Source organism: uncultured Winogradskyella sp., from assembly GCF_947496485.1.
In the GTDB taxonomy this organism is placed as follows: Bacteria; Bacteroidota; Bacteroidia; order Flavobacteriales; family Flavobacteriaceae; genus Winogradskyella.
Map to the genome: position 1 here is coordinate 693,387 of NZ_CANMCZ010000001.1, position 24,096 is coordinate 717,482.

A 24,096-nucleotide genomic window follows, 5' to 3' on the forward strand; every position below is an offset into this window, starting at 1 on the left:
AAGGATAATTTTTTTTCTAATTTTCTTAGACCAAATCTTTAAAACTTAATCTACCATGAAAAATTTACGATTACTTTCATTGGCAACGTTATGCATAGTTTTTGCCTGTGAAACGGATACAGATATTGTTGCTGAATCTGCAGAGCAGACTTTCTACACTTACAATACTAACCAACAATTTTCTACTATTGAATCCTTTGTAATAGATTTTGAAGACTATAACACCGGAGATATTGTATCTGAGATTTATATTATGGATCCTTTTGAAAATGCTCAAGTCGCTGGTATTACTATGGCATTTCCCAATAGTAACGCCGCAATGATTTTTGATTCTTCAAATCCTACTGGAGGTGATTTTGATATTGGTACTCCAAACGAAATTTACGGTGGTCCAGGAATAGGAAATGGAGGTGCAAGCAATGATACAGCATTAGGTAATGTTCTTATACTTTCTGAAGATTTAGACGCAAGCGATCCTGATGATATTTTTGAAATTGGTGCCAGCTTCGTTTTTGATTTTAGTGCTAATGCTAATGTTACTCTAAACACTTTTGATATTTTAGATATAGAAGAATCTTCTAATCCGACAATTGTTACTTTGTATGATATTGAAGAAAACGTGCTTTTAAGCAAAGGAGTTACACCTGGTGGTGATAATTCAAAAACAACAGTTGATCTGGAAAACACTTCTGATGTTGCATTTATGGAAATTATAATGAATAGTTCTGGTGCCATAGACAATATCGCTCTTGAAATGGAAACAGAAGAAGCATGTGTTGAATGCGATAGTAGTATTGTTGAATTAACCTTTATGTATAATGGATTTACACAACAGGCACCAATAAGAATTGAAACCTCTGAAGGTGAGATTATTTTTGAAAGTATACTTCAATTAAATGAAGAATTTACTGTAACAGGTAATGCTTTGGATGGAACTTTTGGAAGTGAAATTGTTATATTTATTGAGAATGAACAAGTTGCAGTACTTGCGACAGACTGCTCTCAGATTATAGGTCCTGGATATTATATACAAGGTTTAATTTTAGTTTCAGGGACAACTCAAACAGGAAGCCAATTATGTCCTGTGGAAATATCAATTGGTTAGTTATTTAGTCATTGGATATTGATGCAATTTATAAAATCAAAAACCTGATTCGCTTGAATTGGGTTTTTGATTATTGAACACAAACGTTAGCTTAAATTTGAATAGTTAATAGCGAAGGTCGACATATTCAAATCAACTTTCAAGTTTGCAAAGTCTTCACCATTCTCCCAAAGAATATCGATCCCAGATGGTTTACTTTCTTTAATAATTATATCACCTCCAAATGCATTATGCGTATTTCTTAGTCTAATGATTTCTAATTGTTTTAAAACGGTATCCTTTTTTAAACTTTCTTTAATTTCTAAAGTGGTTAAAGTTGTACGATTAATTTCTTTGTGTCCACCTTCCCCAGCTTTCTCAACAGCATCATAATTATTCTTACCTTCAAAAATATCTAAATACCATATTTGCGGAACACCTGGCATAAACAATTGAATAGCTCTGGCTAACAACATTTTTTTAGGATCTTCTCCCAAAGCACTGAAAAAGGTTGCATTAACCTGATAATATGAAATCTTCTTCCCAGAAGGCCCATATAAATTTTTAACTCGCCCACCTCTATCGATAATAGTTTCCATTATAGCTTCAATCTCTTTATCAGCCAACAAGCCTTTATTATAAAAGCCATTTACTTCTTTTCCTTTAAGATCTAAGACTGGAATTCCGTCGTGGCAACCTAACATATTCACTACATTATACCCTTTATCAATAATTTCTTTTGCCCATTTTAAAATTGCAGTACTCGATTTTTTTTCAATGGTATGAATCATTAATCCTGGTAAGAAAAAATCGTAAATCTGAAAACCTTTCTCTGCAACTTCATCATGCAAATAAGCACCATATTCAGCATGAATTTCTGGTAATAAAGTTAAACCGTTCTTATCTGCAATTGTCTTTATTCTATCTAAATAATTCCATGTACCTGGCACATTAAAAAAATTAGATTCTCCAACTTCTTTGTGTAAATAAGCAAAGGCGTCTAATCTCAAAATTTTGCAACCAAAGTCTTTAAGTTTTGCCAAAGTTTCTTCATAAAAATCCCAAACTAATTGTGATTTTGCATTTACATCCATTTGCCCTAAATACGATCTTTTTTGCTTTAAAATTTTAATAACCAATGGTTTAAATGAATTTAAATCCCCTAAATGTAGTGCATCAAGATTCTCTAACTTATCGATAGCCTTATTGACTAAATTACAGATTGTAACTGCATCTTTAGCTGCTAATTTCTTTATACCAACTAAGTCTTGTTTAGTTATCGGATTGTAAGTGATTTTTTGATAAAACGTATTCCAATATGGTCGTTCTGAACCATCAGGAAACACTACTTTTAAAATCGGTAATCCCGATTTTCGCATAAAAAGTTTATTCAAATAAACTTCGTTTGGTATTATAGTTCCTTCATCATTTTTGTTGCCATAGTCTTCCCAAAACGCATTCCAATTAATAAAAAAGTCTTTATACTTTGAAGCTTCACCATATTTTAATAAATCTCTAAATTGAGGTGATGCTACGGAAAGATGATTTAAAACAATATCAAATTTTAGACTTATACCAAGCTTTTCAAGAGCAATCAAATCATCCTCAGATACTAATTTATCATTTAAATTATAATCTATAATCGAAAATCCTCTATCTAAATCACTATTAAAAAATGTTGGTAGCACATAAAAAAGCGAAAATGTATCCTTCAACTCAGGTAATTGAAACATATTTATAGCATCGCTCAATTTTTCGCCGATGCTATCAGGATATGCATTAAACATTACGCCCTTAAATTGCGGTTCTTCATTTTTATTATCCTTACCCATAGTTTGTGCTTCAGTATAACTTTGTTTAGTGATTTAAATTTACGACCCCTTTTCGATAAACTATAATTCTCATCAAAAACTAATTTAAAATCTATACGAAAACGTTTTCGATTGTTTAGAAAGTACTCTAAGACTAAAAAACGAAATACCTAAATTGGTTTTTTATATATTGCTATACTAACTAACTTCAAGAAATTTATGTTATCAATTATAACCTTTGTTGGATTCACTGCTTTAGTTGCTATTATAGCATGGTATGCAACTCGAAAAACAGATGAAACCTCAGCTGATGGTTTTTATTTAGCCGGAAGAAGTCTCGGTGCATTAACCATAGCGGGTTCTCTTTTACTCACAAATCTTTCTGCTGAACAAATTGTAGGACTCAACGGGTCTGCTTTTAAAGAAGGTTTAATGGTAATGGCTTGGGAAACACTCGCGGCAATCGCAATTATTTTTGGTGCTCTATTTTTGTTACCTAAGTATATGAGTTCTGGAATTACTACGGTCCCAGAGTTTATCGAAACACGATTTGACAAGCAAACTAAAGCGATGTTATCATTGCTTTTCTTAATCGCTTATGCAATTGTCTTATTACCAACAATTTTATACTCAGGGTCTTTAGCGTTTAGTACCATGTTTGATTTACCAGAGCTTTTCGGTCTTTCGGAAAATGCTGTTATTTGGATTTGTGTTTGGAGTATTGGTATCATAGGTGTTATTTACGCCATTTTTGGTGGACTAAAAGCTGTAGCTGTTTCAGATTTAATTAATGCGATTGGATTACTCGTTGGTGGATTATTGATTCCTGTTTTTGGGTTACTTTTAATTGGTGATGGAAGTGTTAGCGAAGGTTTAAGTATATTATGGAATTCCAATCCAGAGAAATTTGATATGCGTGGAGAAGTAGATTCGTCTATTCCATTCGGAACCTTGTTTACAGGAATGATGCTAGCACAAATCTATTATTGGGGAACCAATCAATCTATTCTGCAACGTGTTTTTGCAGCGAAAAGTCTTAAAGAAGGACAAAAAGGAATGCTCTTAGCTGCTTTTGTAAAGTTTATAATTCCTATAGTTGTGGTTCTACCAGGTATTATCGCGTGGCATGTTTTTGATGGTAACTTAGAAAATGCTGATCAGGCTTATCCTGCCTTAGTTAAGAAAGTACTACCAACTGCTTTTATTGGATTCTTTGCTGCTGTACTTTTTGGAGCGGTTCTAAGTTCTTTCAATAGTTTGTTAAATAGTAGCGCCACATTATTCGGCTTCGATTTGTATAAGCAATACTTCAATAGAGAAGCAACCGAAAAACAAACAGTTAAAGCAGGAAAGCGATTTGGACTCATCGTTGCTGCTGTATCAATGCTTATTGCCCCGTTTATTGCAAATGCTCCAGATGGTTTATTCAGTTACATTCAGCAATCATTAGGTAGTCTGAGTGTACCAATATTAGCTGTTGTACTTGTTGGTGTTTACACAAAGAAAGTACCAGCAGTGGGTGCGAAAATAGTGCTCTCCGTTGGAGTTATTTTATACCTCGTAAGTTTAATCTTCTTAGAACCTTATTTTAGAGGTGCTGCTGAGGCACAAGCGATTGCAGATGGAATTACTAATGCAAGTCAATTGAATATTATAAAAGCTGAAGCTTATCCTCATTATCTTCATGTAATGGGTATCTTATTTGTATTTAATATTATAGTAATGCTAATTGCTGGAAAATTGAAACCTAAAAAGGACGAATACATTCCTAAGCAAACTGACATCATTGATATAACACCATGGAAACATGCCATTACTGTAAGTATTATAATTGCAATACTCGTATTAGCAACATATTTTGTATTCTAAATTAAATTAGTTTCGTCGAGTTTATGAAAAAAACATGGTGGAAAGAAGGAGTGGTTTATCAAATATATCCACGCTCTTTTAAAGATTCAACGGGTAATGGTATCGGAGATATTTACGGTATCATAGATAAGTTAGACTATATAAAATCGCTTGGAATAGATATCATTTGGCTTTGTCCTATTTATGAATCTCCAAATGATGATAACGGATACGATATATCAGACTACAAAGCTATTTCAGAGGATTTTGGTGGCTCTGAGGCTTTTGACAAACTACTTGATGGTATGCATAAACGAGGCCTAAAACTCGTTATGGATTTAGTTCTTAACCACAGTTCTGATGAACATGATTGGTTTAAAGAATCTCGAAAATCCAAAGACAACCCTTACAGAGATTATTACTTTTGGAAACCCTCTAAAAATGATAATCCACCAAATAATTGGGTTTCGTTTTTTAGCGGCTCTGCTTGGAAAAGGGATGCTATAACAGACGAATATTTTTTACACTTATTTACCAAAAAGCAACCAGACCTTAATTGGGAAAATCCAAAAGTGCGTAAAGAAATACACAATATTGTTGAGTATTGGTGTAAAAAAGGAGTTGATGGATTTAGAATGGATGTGATTTCACTAATTTCAAAAAACCTTGACTTTCCTGATAGTCCATATCCTGATGATTATGGAAAAACCATAAAAAACTACTACGCCAACGGTTCTAAAATACACCAGTATTTACATCAACTCAATCGTGAGGTCTTATCGAGATATGATATTATGACTGTTGGAGAAGGTCCAGGAATCGATTTAGACAATGGACTGGATTACGTGAATGAAGACAGAAATGAACTCAACATGATTTTTCACTTTGACCATATGTTTATAGACAATGGACCAGGCGGAAAATACGATCCTATTGATGTATCCTTACCAAAATTCAAAAAAGTATTTAGTGATTGGGATAAAAAATTAAAGGACAAAGGATGGGGGAGCATCTTTTTAGGAAATCATGATTTTTCTAGAATGGTATCTCGTTTCGGAAATGATTCAACATACCATACAGAATCGGCAAAGCTACTTGCTATGCTATTACTAACGCTAAGAGGTACAGTCTATATTTATCAAGGTGATGAAATTGGAATGACTAATGTAGCTTACCCTAAAATTGAAGATTATAATGATGTTGAAACCCTAGGTAGCTGGAATGAAGCATTAGCCAAAGGTGAAGACATGACAGAATTTTTAAAACTAGTACATAGACAAAGTAGAGATAATGCACGTACACCAGTACAATGGAACTCAACCAAAAATGGTGGATTTTCTCTTGGAAATCCTTGGTTGAAAGTCAATGAAAATTACTCATCAATTAATGTTGAAGCTCAGGAAAATGACAAAAACTCCATTCTAAATTTTTATAGAAAAATGATAGCGTTTAGAAAGGCAAATAAAGTTATGGTTTATGGAGATTACGAATGTATCAATCCAGAAGATACTAACTTGTTTATCTATAAACGCTCGAACGAAAAAGAAAGTTATTTGATTATACTGAATTTTAGCAACACTATCCAAACTGTTGATCATCTCAATTTAGATATCGAACATTCTAAACTAGTGATTTCAAATATTGAAACATTAAATCCTAAAAATGAACTGAGACCTTGGGAAGCGCAGTTACGACAATATAACTAATCTAATTTTTTGATTTTTATATTTCTATACCAAACCGTATCAGTATGGTCTTGTAATCCAATTTTACCAGGTCCGTTAACTGCATAATTTTCTTTATAACTCGAAAATTTACTGTTCTCAATCATTTCTTTCCACGAAGGCGAATTGGTATCATATGCTACTACCTTTTCACCATTTAACCAATGTTCAATAACGCCTTTATTTTTAATAATTTTCACTCTATTCCACTCTCCATGTGCTCTTGTTCTTCGCTCTGAAGATGGAATTAAATCATATAAATCACCTGCTCTATGCGACGTAATAAGACCATCTTTTTGACCTTGATCATCTAAAACTTGCATTTCTGGACTAGATTTCCATCCTTCATCATATTCATCCAACTCTTGAATTGTATAAAATATACCACTGTTGCCGTGTTTTGAAATCTTCCATTCTAAATTTAACTCAAAGTTCTCAAAAGATTCATCGGTGACGATATCTAAACCACCATCACGTTCCTTATTTTCATTACCGTAATCAAATTTTACCCCTCCTAAATAATAGGTGAAGTATTTATCGTAACCCTCAAACTTAAGTGTTCCATCTTCAACAATCCACTTATTACCAATTTTATCAGGCTTATTATACGTATGCCATCCATTCAATGATTTTCCATCAAATAGCAATTGCCATCCATTGGCTTTTTCTTCATCAGACAGTGTATTCAGTAATCCTGTGTCTTCATTGTTTTCGTTAAAAATTTTAGTTTTCCCTAAATCTGCGCTATCAAAAAATTCATTCGGAATAACCTCAAATTTTTCACCATCTCTAGACCATTCTAAAACCAAATGTGGCTCTAACTTCCCAGGAAAATATTCATAATCAAAAATCGCATTTCCAATGTTTATTTTACGCTTTCCTATTTTAGAACTTTGTTCATGAAATTCATTATGCACTACCAAATCAACATTATTTAATTGAAGTTTAACCTTACCAGAACTTGTAAGCCTAAAGTAATAATCACCTGCGTCGCTAATTTTTAAAGCACCTAAACCACGTAGCATAAAATTAGATGTATCACCAATGAAATGAGTACGAGATGTTAAATTAATATTCGATAATTTCTTTGGGATTTGTTTTACTTCAGGATTAATTGTGGAGTCAATCAATGTGTTGTTTATATCTAAAAAGATAGCATCATATACTCCTTCTACAAGTTCATCATTTATCTGTTCATTATTTTTTTCTTTGCAGCTATTGGTGCAAATTAATGTCAACATAACAACTATTATAATGCTATTTTTCATATACTATTTTTATAAACCTAGGATTTTTTTTAATTGTTCTTTGTCTGTTTTTGATCCAGCAAAATCATCAAAGCGTTTTTCTGTAGCTTCAATGATGTGGTCTTGAATAAATTTTACACCTTCGCGCGCTCCTTGTTCTGGACTTTTAATACAACATTCCCATTCCATAACCGCCCAAACATCGCAACCATATTCAGTCAATTTAGTAAAAATTGTTTTGAAATCTACTTGACCGTCACCAGGTGAGCGATAACGACCTGCACGATCTATCCAATCACCATAACCACCAAAGGCCCCCTTTTTTCCTGTAGGATTAAATTCTGAATCTTTTACGTGAAAGGCTTTAATAAATTCGTGATAATGATCTATATATTCAATATAATCTAATTGCTGAAGTACAAAATGTGATGGGTCATATAAAATATTGACACGTTTGTGATTATTTGTTGCTTCTAAAAAACGTTCAAAAGTAACACCATCATGCAAATCTTCTCCTGGATGAATCTCGTAACACACATCTACTCCTTGTTCATCATAATGATTTAAAATTGGTGTCCAACGTTTTGCCAATTCCTCAAAACCCATTTCCACCAATCCATCAGGACGTTGAGGCCAAGGATGCATGGTATGCCAAAGTAGTGATCCAGAAAATGTAGCATGTACATTTAGTCCCAATCTGCGACTGGCTGTTGCAGCATCTTTTACTTGTTGAATAGCCCACTCTGTTCTCGCTTTTGGATTACCTTTACAATTATCTGGAGCAAAATTATCAAACATTATATCGTATGCAGGATGCACAGCGACCAACTGCCCTTGAAGATGTGTTGATAATTCAGTAATTTCTAGTCCGTAAGAATTGATTTTGCCTTTAAACTCATCACAATACGTTTGACTCTCAGCAGCTTTCCCTAAATCTATTAAGCTCGGATCTGTTGGTATCTGAATACCTTTATAGCCCAAATCACTTGCCCATTTACATAAACCATCCAAAGAATTAAATGGCTCCTTATCATCCATAAATTGTGCTAAAAATACTGCAGGTCCCTTTATTGTTTTCATTCTCAATTATTGTTTATCTAAATTCACCCAAACATTACCTTTTTTGTGAGACTCTACTGCTTTTTCAATAAAATCCATACCTCTAACTCCATCTATAATAGTAGGAAATTCGCCATGATCATAATCTTTATATCTTATAGCTTTGGCTACGCCTTTATAAATATTTCCCATAGAGTCAAAAATACCTTCAGGGTGTCCAGGTGGTAGTTTTGTTCCATCTAAGGATAACTCATTATTGTAGGCATGTCCTGGCTTTAAAACCTGAAGTGGCTTATCTTCTTCTAACAAATAAAGGTAATTAGGATTTTCCTGTTCCCATTTTAATCCGGCTTTATCTCCATAAATCTGAACTGTAAAATTGTTTTCTTCACCAGTGGCAATCTGACTTGCTCGTATGACACCTTTCACATTTTGTCCACATCGAATTAAAACCGTACCATCAATATCCATCTGATTATCTTCATACAAATAATTGAGGTCAGCTAAGATTGATTCTACTCGTAAACCAGACATATACTCCACCATATCAAAGGCATGTGTTCCAATATCTCCAATACAGCAACTGATTCCTGATTTTTCAGGATCTAATCTCCAAGTCGATTTACGTAATTCTTTATCATGAATAATAGGATTTATCCAACCTTGATAATATTGCGCATCAATCTTCTGAATTTTTCCAATAGTCCCATTTGCAATCATCTGGCGCATCTGACGTACCATAGGATAACCTGTATATGTATAAGTAACCGCAAAAACAGTATCTGACTTTTTCAGAATCTCATGAAGAATTTTTGCCTCTTCATATGTTGTGGTCATTGGTTTTTCGCAAATGACATTAAAACCATTTTCTAATAGTTTTTTAGCCATTGGGAAATGCAGAAAATTAGGAGTTAAGATAGAAATGACTTCCATTCGCTTATCTACCGGAAGCTCCAATTCTTTTTCGATTAAGGTATCTAAATCCTCATAAATTTGATCTGTCGAAATACCTATTTGGTTCGCAAACTTAATACTCTCATCGATAGATGGATTGAATGATCCACCAACTAATTGATACCTATCAAACATAGTTGATGCCACACGATGCAACACACCAATGAGAGAATCACCACCACCACCTAAAATACCAAGTCTTATTTTTTTACTCATAAAATTATGACTCTTTATATTCTACTTTTTCGTTTTTAAATAAAATTGCAAATAGAATAAATACCACAATTGCAAAGATTGAAGGGAAAATCCAGATATCTTTCCAGCTGTGTGCACCTTCACTTATTAAATTTTTATCCACTATTTGACCTGACACCCAAAAACCTACCAACATACCAACACCATAGGTTGCTAATGTAATTAGACCTTGAGCCGCACTCTTTATTTTTTCACCCGCTTTAGAATCGGTATAAATTTGACCAGAAACAAAGAAGAAATCATAACAAATACCATGCAGTGCAATACCTGTTACGAGCATAAAGAATAAATCGCCACCGTTACCGTAGGCAAATAATACGTAACGAATGGCCCAAGCTAACATGCCGAATAGCACAGTCTTTTTAAAACCATATTTTTTGAAGAAAAATGGCAACAATAACATAAATGCAACCTCAGAGATTTGTCCCAATGAAGCCCAAGCTGTTGAATTTTCAACTTTATATTCGGTTAAAAACAAACTAATATTTTGATAATAAAAAGCTAAAGGAATACAGATTAAAAATGATGATAAAAAGAAAATTAAAAAATTTCTATCCTTCAATAATTTTAAAGCATCTAATCCTAATATATCAGAAATTGAAGCTTTTTCATTTTTATCTGCAGTTGGTGGTGTTTTAGGCAAAAAGAAACTAAACACACCTAATATTGCTGATGCAACAGCTACCATTATGAATGTGTTTGACAACATTCCGCTTGCTATGTTAGCTTCAGAATCCCATTTAAAAAGGAAACTAATCGCTAAACCTGCAAGAATCCAACCTATTGTTCCCCAAACGCGTACTATTGGAAACTGTTTTTCTGGATCATCCATTTGATTAAAAGAAACAGAATTTACTAATGCCAAAGTTGGCATATAAGCAATCATATAGCCTAAAACGTAAGGATAAAATGCACTGAAATCAGTCGCCTGAGACATCATATACATTAATACAGCTCCTAAAATATGAAGAACACCAAGGATTTTTTCAGCATTAAAATATCGATCAGCAATTAAACCTATAACAAAAGGCGCAATAATTGCTCCCCAAGACTGAGTTGAATAAGCCATACCTGTCTCGGCTCCTGAAGCACCTAAATTGCTTCCTAAAAAAGTGCCCATTGTAACAAACCAACCTCCCCAAATAAAAAATTCGAGAAACATCATTATTGATAACTTAGCAGATGTAGAAGACTTCATATTAGTTAGTATTTAAATGTTTTAATAATAACGCTTTGGTAGCCAAGATTCCTTTTCGCTCGTCCAAAGTTTCATGCTCGTATTCTACGCTTATATATCCATCGTAACCAGATTTCTTGATTGTCTGTATAAACTTTTTAAAATCTAAAGTAGTTTCATTTCCATCAGCATCGAACTCATAAGCTTTTGCACTCACTGCTTGAGCTTTAGTCATTAAACGCTCAAAGCCTTCGTACTTATCTGGATATTCCTCTGCGCAATCTCCCCAATTTTCATCTTTAGTTCTTTTAATACACCAATTGCCAAAATCTGCAAGTGTGCCACAGTTTTTCATATCGATCTTATCTATAAGGGGAATAAGTAATCTTGGATCTGATGAATACCATCCATGATTCTCAGCAAGTACGCTAATGTTTTTATTAGCAGCGTATTCAGACAATCGTTTTAGACCATCATAAGTATTCTCTACCCATTCATCAGCATCAAAAGTGCCAAAAGTATTTACTCTTATAGCATGGCAACCTAAATAATCAGCTGCATCTACATATTTTTTGTGCATTTCTACGGCCTCATCGCGTTTAGTTTTATCAGAGTGTGATAAATCACCAGCACCATCTACCATAATAAGTACATTTTTTATTCCATACTTTTCACTCTCTACCTTCCATCTTTCTATAACAGCATCAAAGCCCATACTATCAATTTCTTTTTTATATAATTGGTCTACCCATTCAACAGCACTAAAACCAAGTTCCTTTGCTACTTTGGGAAAATCAAAAGGGTTCAACTTACCTGTTTCAATTTCTCTATGCAGAGACCATTGTGCTAAGGATATTTTTGAATTATAATTTTCTTTAGCAATTTCTTTTTGATCCTTTTTTAAATTTTCTTCTTTTTTTTCCTGATTGCAGCTTAGAAAATTAAGTGCAATAAGAGACAATAGAATTACAAAAAAATGTTTCATCAGTAATATTTAGTTAGTTTAGAATTGAAAAATAATCAATTAGATAAAATTCAGTGTTTACTTTTATTCAGTGAAAGAATTTAAACAAAATGAATTAAACTTCTGGATATGCTGTGAGTGAAGCATCTATTTGATGTAATTTTCTAAATTGATTAGGCGAACATTTTTCGTGTTTTTTGAAAACTGTTGAAAAATACTGACTTGTTGTAAAACCACATGAATATGCCACTTCACCAATAGTTAGTGCTTCGTTTTCTATTAGAATCTTTTTTGACATTTCTAATCGTCTCATTGTAAGATAACGCATTGGCGTTAAGTTTGTTAGCTGCTTACAATGATGTGTAAAACGTGTAAGACCAACACCTGCGCTGCGTGACATCTGCTCAATAGTCCAATCTTCAGATAAATTTTTATCTAATTCTTTTAGAAAATATTGAACACTACGCGAACTATCTATTAACGCCTCATTAAGAACGATATCCTCTGTCTTTAATAAGTCTAAAATTAAGATTAATAAATAATTTATCAATAACCTTATCCGCGAGGCATTACTACCTTTTTCATCCGTGTTTACAGCAATATTGATACGCTTAAAACAATCACGTATTCTTTGGTCTGCCTTTAAAATAGACTTCTCGTCTTGTCTTAGAAATGTAGTTAATTGTTTAAGATCCTTTTCGGTTAAGGTAACCCAATCTGGCCAAACCCATTCTTGGTGTGGACGTCTAACACCCAAATCAATAATGACCCAATAAAATTTTCCCATTCCTATATTAGGATTACCAACTCTGTGTGCTTCCCAAGGACGCGTAATTGTTAAGTGGTTGGGAGTTAATACCACCTCTTTATTTTCTTGAGCATATGGCATTGTACCAGATTCTAAAAAATGAAATTCTATACCCTCATTTCTGTGCCAATCTAAACCCCAATCTTGAGGTTCGTCAGCATCCCAATAACCAATACTATTTAAACCTAAAGTATTATTATCCAATCGATCTCCAGGATAAGTATGCCGTGCTAAAGCTTTAAATTTTATTTTTTTTCTATTGTAGGCATCAATTAAAGGTAAACAAGTATCTGCATGATAGACGACTCCATCAACTTCATAAGGTTCTATTTGTTGTTTGTTTACTTTCACTGAAAAATTTTAAACAATTATACCATGCAAATTAGCTAATTTTCTGTTTTCAAAAAATATATTTGATAATTTATAAACTTTTCTCAAGTTTATTAGAAAAATATTATCAATTTCACGACATCGTTTAAACTAAAAATATGAATAACACTAAAGCGGAAACTACAGAATATGATGCAATTGTTGTAGGTACAGGAATTTCTGGCGGATGGGCAGCAAAAGAACTATGTGAAAAAGGTTTAAAAACACTTGTTCTAGAAAGAGGGAGAATGGTAAAACATATTAAAGATTACCCAACAGCAAATCTAGACCCTTGGGATTTACCTAATGCTGGGAGACCAACACAAGAGGATGTAAAACGCCAAGAAAAACAGCATAGAACGGGTTATGTCACAAGAAAAACACGTAGTCACTTTTTTGTTGATGATATAGACCATCCATACAATGAAGAGAAACGATTTGATTGGATAAGAGGCTATCATGTAGGTGGACGCTCATTAATGTGGGGACGACAAAGTTATAGATTAAGTGATATTGACTTTACAGCCAATAAAAAAGATGGTATAGCTGTAGATTGGCCAATTAGATATAAAGATATTTCTCCTTGGTATGATTATGTTGAAGAATATATAGGTGTTAGTGGTGAAAACTTAGGTTTAGAACAATTACCAGATGGTAAATTTTTAAAACCTATGGAGTTGAATTGTGTAGAAACACATCTTAAAGAGAATATAGCAGAAAATTATGATGATCGATTATTAACTATAGGTCGTACTGCTCATATTACTGAAGGTACAAAGCCAGGTCAAGGTCGTGTTAACTGTCAGTTCCGCAATAGATGCATGAGAGGTTGCCCGTTTGGAGCCTACTTTAGTAGTAATTCTTCTACTTTACCTGCAGCAGAAGCTACTGGAAATATGACCATGCGACCAAACTCTATTGTGCATGAAGTGATGTATGATGACAAGACAAAGAAAGCCACTGGAGTTCGTGTTATTGATGCCGAAACAAATGAAACTTTTGAATTTAAAGCAAAAGTAATTTTCTTATGTGCTTCAGCAATTGCATCTACTTATATACTTATGAATTCTAAATCTGAACGCTTCCCTAACGGATTGGGTAATGATTCTGGAGAATTAGGACATAACGTTATGGATCATCATTTTAAAGCTGGTGCATATGCAAAATTTGATGGCTTTAAAGACAAATATTATTCTGGCAGACGACCAAATGGTATCTATATTCCAAGATTTAGAAACTTAGGAGGCGAAACCGATCAAAAAGACTTTTTACGAGGTTATGGTTACCAAGGTGGTGCCAGCAGACAAGATTGGTCAGATAGTGTTAGAGAACTAAGTTATGGCAAGGAATTAAAAGAAGCTATTTTAAAACCAGGTGGTTGGACTATCGGCTTAATGGGATTTGGCGAAACTTTACCTTACCATGAAAACAAAATGACTTTAGATTATGATAAGAAAGATAAATGGGGATTACCAACAGTGACTTTCGATGCTGAGTTTAAAGAGAATGAAATAAAAATGAGAAAAGACATGATCGCTCAAGCTATGCAAATGTTAGAAAAAGCTGGTTTTGAAGATATATCGCCTATGGATGATATTGGCGCACCAGGATTGGGTATCCACGAAATGGGAACAGCTCGAATGGGAAGAGATCCTAAAACATCTATATTAAATAAATACAACCAAGTCCATAGTGTAAAAAATGTTTATGTAACTGATGGTGCTGCGATGACCTCAGCAGGTTGCCAGAACCCATCGTTAACATATATGGCCTTAACCGCAAGAGCTGCTGAGCATGCAGCCAATGAATTAAAAAAAGGTAATCTATAAAACAGAAAACATGAAAAGAAGAGAAGTAATTAAAGGTTTAGGATTATCTTTAGGAGCACTACTAGTAGCACCTTCTGCCATGAGTTTATTACAAAGTTGTACTAGTGATAAACCAACTTGGGTTCCAGGATTGTTTTCTGAAGATCAGGCGCGTTTATTAGATAAACTAGCAGATATTATTTTGCCTAAGTCTGAAGATTCACCAAGCGCAACAGAAGTTAACGTACCAGAGTTTATTGATAAATATGTTGCAGAGGTATTTGAGGTAGAAGAGCGCGATCTTTTTGTAAAAGGCTATTCTAATTTTGGTAATATAGTAATGAAAAATGTAAATGCCGAAGTCTTGGCTGATATTGAATCTACAGATATAGAACCTGCTTTAGGATCAATTCTAAGAAAGAGCAAAGAAGAAGACGAAGCAATAATGAAGACTTTCTATGAAGCCATTGATAATGAAGCAGAAATTCCTGAGGATGTGCTAAACTATGTAACGATGAATGGAGTTAGAGACCTATGTATTTTCGCATACACAAATTCAGAGAAAGTTGGTGAAGAAGTTATGGCTTATGTCCCAGTTCCTGGCAAGCAAGAAGGCTGCATTGATATCAGTGAAACTGATGGAAAAGCGTATTCATTATAATTATGACAACATCTAAGATATTTAAGTTCTTATTATTTGGTTTTTGTTGTGGCTTATTTTTATATACTTGTAAAAATGAAACTAAAAAAACTGAAGAGGCAAAACAACCTGAATGGGTTAATTTACTTTCAAAAAATAACTTAGATGATTGGATTGTAAAGATCAAAGGCTATCCTGTTGGAGATAATTACAAGAATACTTTTAGAGTTAGTAATGGTGTTTTAAGTGTTGATTATACAGAATATAATGACACATTCAATAATACATTTGGCCATATCTATTATAAAAAGCCATTTTCAAATTACAAATTACGATTAGACTATAGATTTTTAGATAATCAAATTGCGGATGGAGAAGCATGGGCTTACAAGAATAGTGGAGTTATGTTGCATTGTGAAAACCCAAAAACCATTGGATTAGACCAAGGATTCCCTGTTTCAATTGAAGCTCAGCTCTTAGGTGGTAATGGAGAAGTTGAAAGACCAACAGGTAATGTTTGTACACCAGGAATGCACATAACCATAGAAAATAAATTAATAACCGAACATTGTATCCAATCAACATCAAAAACTTTTCATGACGACCAATGGATACATGTAGAACTTGAAGTTTACAATGATTCTATTATCAAGCACTTTATAAATGGTGATAAAGTAATGGAATATTCAAAACCAATTTACGGTGGTGAGTATAATACATCTTTATGGGAATCTAAAGCCGGTGATCCTGTAAAATCCGGCTATATATCTTTGCAAAGTGAAAGCCATCCTATTGAATTCAAAAACATAGAAATTCTAGAATTACCTAATTAATAATCTAATTTTCTTCTACCCAATTTTTACTGCGATTAACAGCTTTATGCCATTGCGAAATAAGTTGTAGTTGCTTTTCGGTATTCGTTTCTGGAGTAAAAGTTTTGTCCTTTTGCCATTGCTTCCTTATTTCTTTTTTATTCTTATAGATTCCAACTGCTAAACCTGCTAAGTAGGCTGCGCCTAAAGCTGTTGTTTCTAAATTTGTTGGTCTAACGACATTACAATTAAAAATATCCGACTGTATTTGCATTAACAGATTATTAGCTGAAGCTCCACCATCTACTCTCAGTTCTTTTAAATGCATGTTGGCATCATTTTCCATAGCTTTCACAATATCATATACTTGTAATGCAATCCCTTCTAAAGTTGCTCTGGCAATATGTGACTTGGTCGTTCCTCTAGAAATACCTTGAATACTTCCTCTAGCATAAGGATCCCAATGAGGCGCCCCTAAACCTGTAAATGCTGGTACTACTATAACTCCATCACTATCGTCAACTTCATTGGCTAATGCTTCTATATCTTTAGCGTCGTCAATTAAATTCAAACCATCTCTTAACCATTGTACTGCTGCACCTCCAACAAATACACTTCCTTCTAATGCATAGTGTGTTTTTCCATTAATTTGCCAAGCTACGGTAGTTAGCAACTGGTTTTGAGATGCTACTGGTTTTTTCCCAGTATTCATTAACAAAAAACAGCCAGTACCAAAAGTATTTTTAACCATTCCCTTTTTAGTACATAATTGTCCAAAAAGTGCTGCTTGTTGATCTCCTGCAATTCCAGCAATTGGCAATTTCCTTTCAAATAAGTCTGTATAACCATAGATTTCTGAAGACGACTTTATCTCAGGAAGCATTGACTTAGGAATAGTAAATAAGTCTAATAACTCCTCATCCCATTTTAGAGTATGAATATTAAATATCATTGTTCGAGAAGCATTACTAACGTCAGTGACAAAGACTTCCCCTTTAGTTAACTTATAAATCAGCCAAGTATCTACTGTTCCGAAGCATAATTCCCCTTTATTAGCTAAATCTCTTGTATTAGGTACATTATCTAAAATCCATTTAATTTTCGACCCAGAAAAGTATGCATCAATTATTAAACCTGTTTTTTTTTGAATTAATTCTGAATAACCATCAGACTTTAGTTTATCACAAAAGGTAGCTGTTCTTCGATCTTGCCAAACAATAGCATTATAAACTGGTTCTCCTGTTTTTCTATTCCAAACAATAGTTGTTTCACGCTGATTTGTAATACCGATTCCAGCTATAGCATCTACTGTAACCTTTTCCTTAGAAAGTACTGCTTTAATAGTTTTAAATTGTGAACTCCAGATTGCTTCGGGATCATGTTCTACCCAACCATTTTTAGGAAAAATTTGTTCAAAGTCTTGTTGTGAAGACTCAATTTTGTTCCCATATACATCAAAAACTATAGATCTACTTGAAGTTGTACCTTGATCGAGCGCTAAAATGAGTTGCTGTGACATATCAATTAAATTAAATAGCCTTGAGCTAGTGTTTTAAACTCTTCTATTTGTTGAATCTTCCATGAGTCCGATTTTTTTAACTCTTTTTGTAAAATATTTGCAACAGCCTCAGTACAATCAATTGCTGCCTGAGCATCTAAAAACAATAATCGAATTCGTCTGGCAAGTACATCTTCCACAGTTCTTGCCATTTCATATCGTGCAGCCCAAATGACTTGACCTGCTTTAAATTCATAATTAGGATGTATTAGCATTCTAAAACTTTCATTAGACGCTATTAATTCTTGTAATTTCGTTGTATCACTACCATAATACCACAAATCCTTATCTAATTCTTTTTTATCTGACTTACTAAGATTACCATGAATAGCTAACTCTCTAGTTTTTGACTTTTCATCAGTTAAATTATGAACAGTAATGGCTTCATTAACTACATCTTCACTCATTTCTCTATACGTTGTCCATTTACCACCAACAATAGTGATTAATCCACTTTCTGAATGAATAATCTTATGTCCTCTTGATATTTCTTTAGTATTGCTTTTATCTCCTTCAGGAGCTACCAAAGGTCGTAATCCTGCAAAGACGGATAATACATCTTCTCGTGTTGGGACCTTAGTTAGATACTCCTTTGCTGTTTCTAAAATAAATTCTATTTCTTGTTCTAAAGGTTTGGGCTCATAACTTGGCTTCTTAATTGGCGTATCTGTAGTACCTACTACTACTTTATTATGCCAAGGTATAGCAAAAAGCACACGTCCATCACTAGTTTTTGGCACCATTAAAGCAGTTTCACCTTCTAAAAATGATTTATCCAGAACCAAGTGAATACCTTGGCTTGGTACTATTTTTAAGCTTTTCTTTTTTCGACCTGCAAGTTTTAAAATCTTATTAGAGAAAACACCAGTGGCGTTAATAACTACTTTAGACTTTACGTTTATAATTTCATCCGTTTCGGTATTGGTAACAACAACACCTATCAATTTACCTTCACCATTTTTGAGCATATCAATCACTTTACAGTGATTTAGTACAACAGCTCCAGATTCACTCGCTGTTTGCGCTAAATTTAAAGCCAACCTTGCATCATCAAACTGACCATCAAAATAAGTAACACCGCCTTGAAGCCCTTCACTTTTAAGGTTATTGATTTTTTGACTCGCCGTTTCAGCCGAAACAACTTTTGAGCGACCAATAGAAAGGCGTTTAGACAAAAAATCATAAGCGGTTAATCCTAAACCGTAATAATATTTATGCCACCATTGATAACTAGGAATTAGAAACGTTTGCCTCTTGAATAGGTGATTTGCATTTTTCTCTAATAAACCTCTTTCTCTTAATGCTTCAGTAACTAACTTAATATTACCTTGAGCTAAATAACGCACTCCTCCATGCACTAATTTTGTACTCCTACTTGAGGTTCCTTTAGCAAAATCATAAGCTTCAAAAAGGGCTACTTTGAAACCTCTTGACACTGCATCTACTGCAATTCCCAATCCACTTGCTCCACCTCCAATAATGACAATATCAAATTCACTCGTTGATTTAAGTTCTTTTATTTGAGAATCTCTATTAAACATTTCTTAGTTTTAAGGGTGACTATTCTTTGATATACTCATTATACATGGCTATTGGAAACAATGCTGTCCAACCACAGAAATCTTTTTTTGCTGGCATACCATAAGACACTAAATCTGGTGCATAGTTTTCCCAAAATGTGCCTGTAGCCTCAAAAACTTTTGCAACATTATTATAGGTCTTCTTTGCAATGGATTTTGCTAAGTCATCCTTATTGTAAGCAGACAAACCTCTTAAAACCATATAACTCGTAGGTGCCCAAACACCTCCTAACCAGTAATCTCCCCAACCTACATAATCTGGATCAGCCGCGGATAATGCTGGTAAAGGCATGGTTCTATCAAATTCATCTGGATTAGATAAATGTGATAAAAAGCGTTCGAGTCTATCTTCTGGAACGACTTTTCCTAAAAGTGTCCAGTACATTCCTATATGTCGTCTTACAACTTGTTTATCAAAACCAAGGTCATAATAAAATCCATCTGTTTCATTCCAACATTTATCATTTATAGCTTTAGATACTTTTGCATGAAACGCATCATAAGCTTCTAAGTCTTCTGATTTATCTATAGTTTCTGCCATTGCTTTTAATTGTAGACTGAACATTGCCATTTGAGCAGAGAAATCAACTAGTCTTGCTTGTTTATTCCAAAGACCTTGTTTTGTATTTACATATTCTGAAATGAAAGTATTCAATTTAGTTTCACCAGATGCGTTCATTGCATTAAGCTTTTCCCCTAACTCATGGTGCGTCATTCCATTACCTTCTGTTGGCTCCCAATCTCGTGGTGCTCTTGGAATATTATCCATTCCCATACCTAAGGTATCACCATAAAATAAGTTATCACCCATCATATAAGTATCTACATGAAACTGGAAATTCTTCTTTAGAATTGGATATATTCTTTTTATGCGGTCTATATCCTTACTTACTTTAAATATTTCCGTTTCAGCAAAAGCCAATAAAGGTGGGTTTATAGAAACTGGGTGTGATTTTGACCATAATGGCTCACCATTTTGCCTGTATTCTCTACAGATATAGCCATCTGCTTCCATACGGTCATAAAAATTATCTAATGCTTGGTAGACAGGTAATTCATCTAAATGGTATTTTGCAAAACAGCACATAAAACAGGTGTCCCAAAGAAAAATATTTGGTGAAAATGCCGCATCTATAAACGGCTTTTTAAAAAAAGGCTCTTGCTCGCCACCTCTAACTTTCTGCTTGGTTATATCTAAAGCCTTTTGATACATAGCTTCTGATAATTCTTTATTAACCTCAGGTAAAGGTTTTATGGCTTCTTCAATATCACTTTTAGGATTATCACATGCTATAGTAACCGAACTAATTCCCAAAGCTCCTGATGCTAAAGCTATATTTTTAGCAAAGTCTCTCCGTTTCATATGAACTATTTTAATACTTATTTAGTTTTTAGCTTAAAGACCGCAATACATGTTGCGATTAGAGTTATGCTTAATAAGAATACATAACTCATTTTAAGACTAAAACTATCTGAAATATAACCCAAAATTACTGGTCCTAACAAAAATCCGACAAAACCTACACCAGAAACGAACGAAATGCTTTTCGAAGCAGCAATATTTTTAGTTGTTCCAGCAATTCTAAGTAATTCTGGAATAATAACAGATAAGCCTAATCCTATTATACCGAATCCTATGAGGCTAAAAAACAATCCATTTAAAAGCACAAAAACATAACCTACAGTAGCTAAGGCACAACCAAATATTACGACTTTAGCTGAACCTATTTTTGCACTTATACCATCGCCAAAAAAACGTCCGATTGTCATCATTATAGAGAATATTGTAAATCCTAATCCTGCCAAATTTTCAGAGGATACTTTTACAACTTCCGTTAAATAAATTGAACTCCAATGCTCGATAGCTCCTTCATTTCCCATAATAACCATGGCCAAAAATCCAAGAATAAATAAAGGCTTGAGCAATTTAATTGGAAGCTTTCCTTTCTCTTTAAAATCTTCCTCAACCTCTCTAATTTTAAAGTATTTTCTAAACAATAACATATTAGTCAATATCACTAAAATCGCCATTATAAGCACGTGATAAAATGGAGAATTCAATACGCCCATTAAAAGGGATCCTACTAAGGCACCAATGGCACCACCTAAACTAAAGAAGCCATGCGCGGCAGACATAAAATTGACGCCATCTGTTTTTTCCATCTCAGAAACTACAGTATTCATCGCAATATCCGTTAATCCAGAAAAAACACCGACTAAAAACAAAGATGCGCACAATGTCTCATAAGTCGGAGCTATTAATGGTCCTATGAATGCTATACAAAAAATACAAATACCAAAAAATGTACTTCTTCCCAGTCCTATTTTTTTTGTAACTATTGGCACTACTGGAATAAAGAACAATAGTCCTAATGCTAAACAAAATAGTGCAAATCCTATTTGCGAATCATCTAATTGTAGTTTCTCTTTAACCTGAGGAATGTATAATACCCAAGTACCAATCATTATATTCAAAGAACTAAATACCCAAACAATTGAGAAGTAGCGTTTGTTAGATAAAATGAGATGTAATGACTTCATTTAGGCTTTGAAAATTGTATCTGGCTGTTCTAAATTATTTAGACGCGCAATTAAATCTTCATTTAATAGCTGCAGTCCATATTGAAACGAAGCATTCATCCAACCGAAACCTTCTTGAGTAATGTATTCGAAATCTGTACCTACATTGCCATACTCTGCGAATACTTTATGAGTAGCTGCTACAACATCATATTTTTCTGGAATTGTGCCATTGTAATCCACAGCATTCCTAGTAATCATATACAACCAACGATACACTAATTCTTGTAGCTCATTCTGAAATCCTTGAATTTTCAACCCTCTCCAAATCATCATTTGGTGCGGAGCCCAACCGTTGGGATAATCCCATTGTCGTTGTATCGCATTTTTAGGAAGTTTGGCCTTCATAGCTCTAGAGGTGCCAGCTATACCACCTTTTTCTTTAAGTTGACTCATTAAAGTATCAACCATGTTTTTTACATCTTTTTTATTGACTCCTGTCCAAAGTGGAATGTAATTGGAAGCACTTTCAAAATGTGTCTGCTCTTGTGTATTAAAGTTATAGTCGAAGAACTGTCCGTTGTCTTCATTCCACATTAGCTCATACATTCGCTGTATTCTTTCATCTGCAATTGTATACCAATAAGCACCGTGATAACCATTAAAAACACCATCAAAATAAGTATCAATGAGATACGCAAAATCTGATTCATATTTATACAATAAGCTATTTAATGCAACTGTATTTAGGTCGGCACAAACATCATCTAAACGCCAAGAAGTATCATGACCAGACTCTCGTAAACTTCTATCGTGTGTAAAGTAAATATCTAATTTTGGTTCTTTGATTTCACCAGACTGATATTTTTCTATGAATTCTTCTTGAGAAAGAGAATGTGACTTTGCATATGCTTGTAAAACCTCATCAAAATGTCCTTCTTCAGTTTCTGGTGGATAACCAAGCCCTTCAGCATAATATCTATTTAGACCATTAGATGTTAAACGTTTTCCTTCTACCATCCAAACCGTTTCATACTCGTTAATGGCCGTTTTTAGGTGACTTGCTAACCATTCTTTATCTTTAGTTACCTCAAAAACTTCTGAAATTAAACTTGTGTAAAAAGGTGGTTGAGTTCTGGTTAAATAATAGCTACGATTCGCATTGAGAATTTTTCCATAATGTTGAATTTGATATTGAAAATTATCCGCCATAGCTTTTGCTAAATCAACTTTACCGTCACAAATCAGTCCAACAGCTTCAAAATAACTATCCCAACCGTACATTTCATTAAAACGACCACCAGGAACTACAAATGGAACACCTTTTATTTCTCCGTTAATCTCTTCTAATTTTAAGCTTAAAATACCAGGCTGGTTATTTATAGATTTTACAAAAGTTGGTGTAATAGCTTCAGGAAGTTTTACTGCTTTAATGGGTAATGCGGACTCTAAGTCTTTATAATAATTAAATGCTAAATCATCTGAATAAGGTATATATATAGGAAGTATTTCAGCAGTCAAACTATTATTTTTTGTATCTGAAATCAGTGCTTCAATTCCTGATTTATCCATACGTCGCGTGAGTCCTTTCCAATAGAAATCTCTAATCATTCGAGAGATTCTATTTGCAGGTAACTCATCTATATACTGAAGATTAATTTCTGCTGTAGTTTTACCGTTTTGCTTTTGAATGACTAACTCTTGTAACAAATTTGAGAGCTGATAGGTGCCTTGAATAGTGACTCGATTTCCGTCTTCTGAAATTAATTCGAACGCTTTTGGCCCTTTATCTTCAATGGTTATTTTTTTATCACCATCTGTATCTTCTTGGGCTAACAACCGTTTTAATACATCTTCAATATTTAGTTTGAATACCAT

The 24,096-nt window shown here is 33.8% G+C and carries 18 protein-coding genes; 6 read left to right on the top strand and 12 right to left on the bottom strand.

The features are described from left to right. Positions 1-55 precede the first annotated feature (55 nt). Positions 56-1,105: a hypothetical protein gene (locus Q0822_RS02910; RefSeq protein WP_299119923.1), complete on the top strand. Its 1,050-nt coding sequence runs from the start codon at positions 56-58 to the stop codon at positions 1,103-1,105. Between the two features lie 86 nt (positions 1,106-1,191). Here the strand turns inward: Q0822_RS02910 and Q0822_RS02915 are convergent, their stop codons facing one another. Then, on the bottom strand, positions 1,192-2,916 hold the full coding sequence (locus Q0822_RS02915; RefSeq protein WP_299119926.1) for a glycosidase: 1,725 nt from the start codon (positions 2,914-2,916) through the stop codon (positions 1,192-1,194). Between the two features lie 198 nt (positions 2,917-3,114). On the opposite strand from Q0822_RS02915, the gene Q0822_RS02920 reads away from it, so the two are divergent. Beyond that, positions 3,115-4,764 (top strand): solute:sodium symporter family transporter, encoded by a 1,650-nt coding sequence (locus Q0822_RS02920; protein ID WP_299119929.1) that lies wholly within the window; start codon positions 3,115-3,117, stop codon positions 4,762-4,764. A 23-nt stretch (positions 4,765-4,787) separates the two neighbouring features. Continuing rightward, positions 4,788-6,449 carry an alpha-glucosidase gene (locus Q0822_RS02925; RefSeq protein ID WP_299119931.1) on the top strand — a complete coding sequence of 554 codons (1,662 nt, stop codon included), beginning with the start codon at positions 4,788-4,790 and terminating at the stop codon, positions 6,447-6,449. On the opposite strand, the gene Q0822_RS02930 is transcribed toward Q0822_RS02925, so the two are convergent. The 6 genes from Q0822_RS02930 to Q0822_RS02955 all read right to left on the bottom strand — a co-directional run bounded on the left by Q0822_RS02930 (position 6,446) and on the right by Q0822_RS02955 (position 13,282). After that, entirely contained in the window at positions 6,446-7,735 is a 1,290-nt protein-coding gene (locus tag Q0822_RS02930) for a family 16 glycoside hydrolase (RefSeq protein ID WP_299119933.1), read from the bottom strand. The two genes, Q0822_RS02925 and Q0822_RS02930, sit on opposite strands and share 4 nt — an antisense overlap. Before the next feature lie 9 nt (positions 7,736-7,744). Continuing rightward, a complete protein-coding gene (locus tag Q0822_RS02935) occupies positions 7,745-8,794 on the bottom strand; it encodes a sugar phosphate isomerase/epimerase (protein WP_299119937.1) in 1,050 nt (349 codons plus the stop codon). 6 nt (positions 8,795-8,800) lie between these two features. Then, positions 8,801-9,943, bottom strand: coding sequence for a Gfo/Idh/MocA family oxidoreductase (locus tag Q0822_RS02940; protein ID WP_299119940.1), 1,143 nt, complete (start codon positions 9,941-9,943; stop codon positions 8,801-8,803). Between the two features lie 4 nt (positions 9,944-9,947). Next, positions 9,948-11,180, bottom strand: coding sequence for a nucleoside permease (locus Q0822_RS02945; protein WP_299119942.1), 1,233 nt, complete (start codon positions 11,178-11,180; stop codon positions 9,948-9,950). 1 nt (position 11,181) lies between these two features. After that, on the bottom strand, positions 11,182-12,144 hold the full coding sequence (locus Q0822_RS02950; RefSeq protein ID WP_299119944.1) for a sugar phosphate isomerase/epimerase family protein: 963 nt from the start codon (positions 12,142-12,144) through the stop codon (positions 11,182-11,184). Between the two features lie 94 nt (positions 12,145-12,238). Then, positions 12,239-13,282 carry an AraC family transcriptional regulator gene (locus Q0822_RS02955; RefSeq protein WP_299119946.1) on the bottom strand — a complete coding sequence of 348 codons (1,044 nt, stop codon included), beginning with the start codon at positions 13,280-13,282 and terminating at the stop codon, positions 12,239-12,241. A gap of 137 nt (positions 13,283-13,419) precedes the next feature. On the opposite strand from Q0822_RS02955, the gene Q0822_RS02960 reads away from it, so the two are divergent. From Q0822_RS02960 to Q0822_RS02970, 3 genes are read left to right on the top strand one after another with little or no spacing between them, the layout of a single operon-like run. Then, on the top strand, positions 13,420-15,129 hold the full coding sequence (locus Q0822_RS02960; protein WP_299119948.1) for a GMC family oxidoreductase: 1,710 nt from the start codon (positions 13,420-13,422) through the stop codon (positions 15,127-15,129). Between the two features lie 10 nt (positions 15,130-15,139). Then, the gene (locus tag Q0822_RS02965) at positions 15,140-15,769 is read left to right on the top strand and encodes a gluconate 2-dehydrogenase subunit 3 family protein (RefSeq protein WP_299119951.1); all 630 of its coding nucleotides are present in this window, start codon (positions 15,140-15,142) and stop codon (positions 15,767-15,769) included. Between the two features lie 2 nt (positions 15,770-15,771). Further along, complete coding sequence (locus Q0822_RS02970; protein ID WP_299119954.1) at positions 15,772-16,581, top strand: DUF1080 domain-containing protein; 810 nt, start codon at positions 15,772-15,774, stop codon at positions 16,579-16,581. Positions 16,582-16,585: 4 nt separating this feature from the next. Here Q0822_RS02970 and glpK read toward each other — a convergent pair whose 3' ends face one another. Genes glpK through Q0822_RS02995 form a run of 5 tightly spaced genes read right to left on the bottom strand, consistent with a single transcriptional unit; the run spans position 16,586 to position 24,096 of the window. Beyond that, positions 16,586-18,079, bottom strand: coding sequence for a glycerol kinase GlpK (gene glpK / locus Q0822_RS02975; RefSeq protein ID WP_299119956.1), 1,494 nt, complete (start codon positions 18,077-18,079; stop codon positions 16,586-16,588). Between the two features lie 5 nt (positions 18,080-18,084). Further along, positions 18,085-19,659 (bottom strand): glycerol-3-phosphate dehydrogenase/oxidase, encoded by a 1,575-nt coding sequence (locus tag Q0822_RS02980; protein ID WP_299119959.1) that lies wholly within the window; start codon positions 19,657-19,659, stop codon positions 18,085-18,087. A 19-nt stretch (positions 19,660-19,678) separates the two neighbouring features. Continuing rightward, positions 19,679-21,061: a trehalase family glycosidase gene (locus Q0822_RS02985; protein ID WP_299119962.1), complete on the bottom strand. Its 1,383-nt coding sequence runs from the start codon at positions 21,059-21,061 to the stop codon at positions 19,679-19,681. Positions 21,062-21,078: 17 nt separating this feature from the next. Next, positions 21,079-22,239 carry an MFS transporter gene (locus Q0822_RS02990; RefSeq protein WP_299119964.1) on the bottom strand — a complete coding sequence of 387 codons (1,161 nt, stop codon included), beginning with the start codon at positions 22,237-22,239 and terminating at the stop codon, positions 21,079-21,081. After that, positions 22,240-24,096 (bottom strand): alpha,alpha-trehalase, encoded by a 1,857-nt coding sequence (locus tag Q0822_RS02995; RefSeq protein ID WP_299119965.1) that lies wholly within the window; start codon positions 24,094-24,096, stop codon positions 22,240-22,242.

What these genes read in the sequence shown, in the direction of transcription:
- Q0822_RS02910 (WP_299119923.1), top strand. Translation starts at nt 56, where the DNA reads ATGAAAAATTTACGATTACTTTCATTGGCAACGTTATGCATAGTTTTT.
- Q0822_RS02970 (WP_299119954.1), top strand. Translation starts at nt 15,772, where the DNA reads ATGACAACATCTAAGATATTTAAGTTCTTATTATTTGGTTTTTGTTGT.
- Q0822_RS02930 (WP_299119933.1), bottom strand. Translation starts at nt 7,735, where the DNA reads ATGAAAAATAGCATTATAATAGTTGTTATGTTGACATTAATTTGCACC.
- Q0822_RS02995 (WP_299119965.1), bottom strand. Translation starts at nt 24,096, where the DNA reads ATGGTATTCAAACTAAATATTGAAGATGTATTAAAACGGTTGTTAGCC.
- glpK (WP_299119956.1), bottom strand. Translation starts at nt 18,079, where the DNA reads ATGTCACAGCAACTCATTTTAGCGCTCGATCAAGGTACAACTTCAAGT.
- Q0822_RS02960 (WP_299119948.1), top strand. Translation starts at nt 13,420, where the DNA reads ATGAATAACACTAAAGCGGAAACTACAGAATATGATGCAATTGTTGTA.
- Q0822_RS02920 (WP_299119929.1), top strand. Translation starts at nt 3,115, where the DNA reads ATGTTATCAATTATAACCTTTGTTGGATTCACTGCTTTAGTTGCTATT.
- Q0822_RS02965 (WP_299119951.1), top strand. Translation starts at nt 15,140, where the DNA reads ATGAAAAGAAGAGAAGTAATTAAAGGTTTAGGATTATCTTTAGGAGCA.
- Q0822_RS02935 (WP_299119937.1), bottom strand. Translation starts at nt 8,794, where the DNA reads ATGAAAACAATAAAGGGACCTGCAGTATTTTTAGCACAATTTATGGAT.
- Q0822_RS02940 (WP_299119940.1), bottom strand. Translation starts at nt 9,943, where the DNA reads ATGAGTAAAAAAATAAGACTTGGTATTTTAGGTGGTGGTGGTGATTCT.
- Q0822_RS02950 (WP_299119944.1), bottom strand. Translation starts at nt 12,144, where the DNA reads ATGAAACATTTTTTTGTAATTCTATTGTCTCTTATTGCACTTAATTTT.
- Q0822_RS02945 (WP_299119942.1), bottom strand. Translation starts at nt 11,180, where the DNA reads ATGAAGTCTTCTACATCTGCTAAGTTATCAATAATGATGTTTCTCGAA.
- Q0822_RS02990 (WP_299119964.1), bottom strand. Translation starts at nt 22,239, where the DNA reads ATGAAGTCATTACATCTCATTTTATCTAACAAACGCTACTTCTCAATT.
- Q0822_RS02985 (WP_299119962.1), bottom strand. Translation starts at nt 21,061, where the DNA reads ATGAAACGGAGAGACTTTGCTAAAAATATAGCTTTAGCATCAGGAGCT.
- Q0822_RS02980 (WP_299119959.1), bottom strand. Translation starts at nt 19,659, where the DNA reads ATGTTTAATAGAGATTCTCAAATAAAAGAACTTAAATCAACGAGTGAA.
- Q0822_RS02925 (WP_299119931.1), top strand. Translation starts at nt 4,788, where the DNA reads ATGAAAAAAACATGGTGGAAAGAAGGAGTGGTTTATCAAATATATCCA.
- Q0822_RS02915 (WP_299119926.1), bottom strand. Translation starts at nt 2,916, where the DNA reads ATGGGTAAGGATAATAAAAATGAAGAACCGCAATTTAAGGGCGTAATG.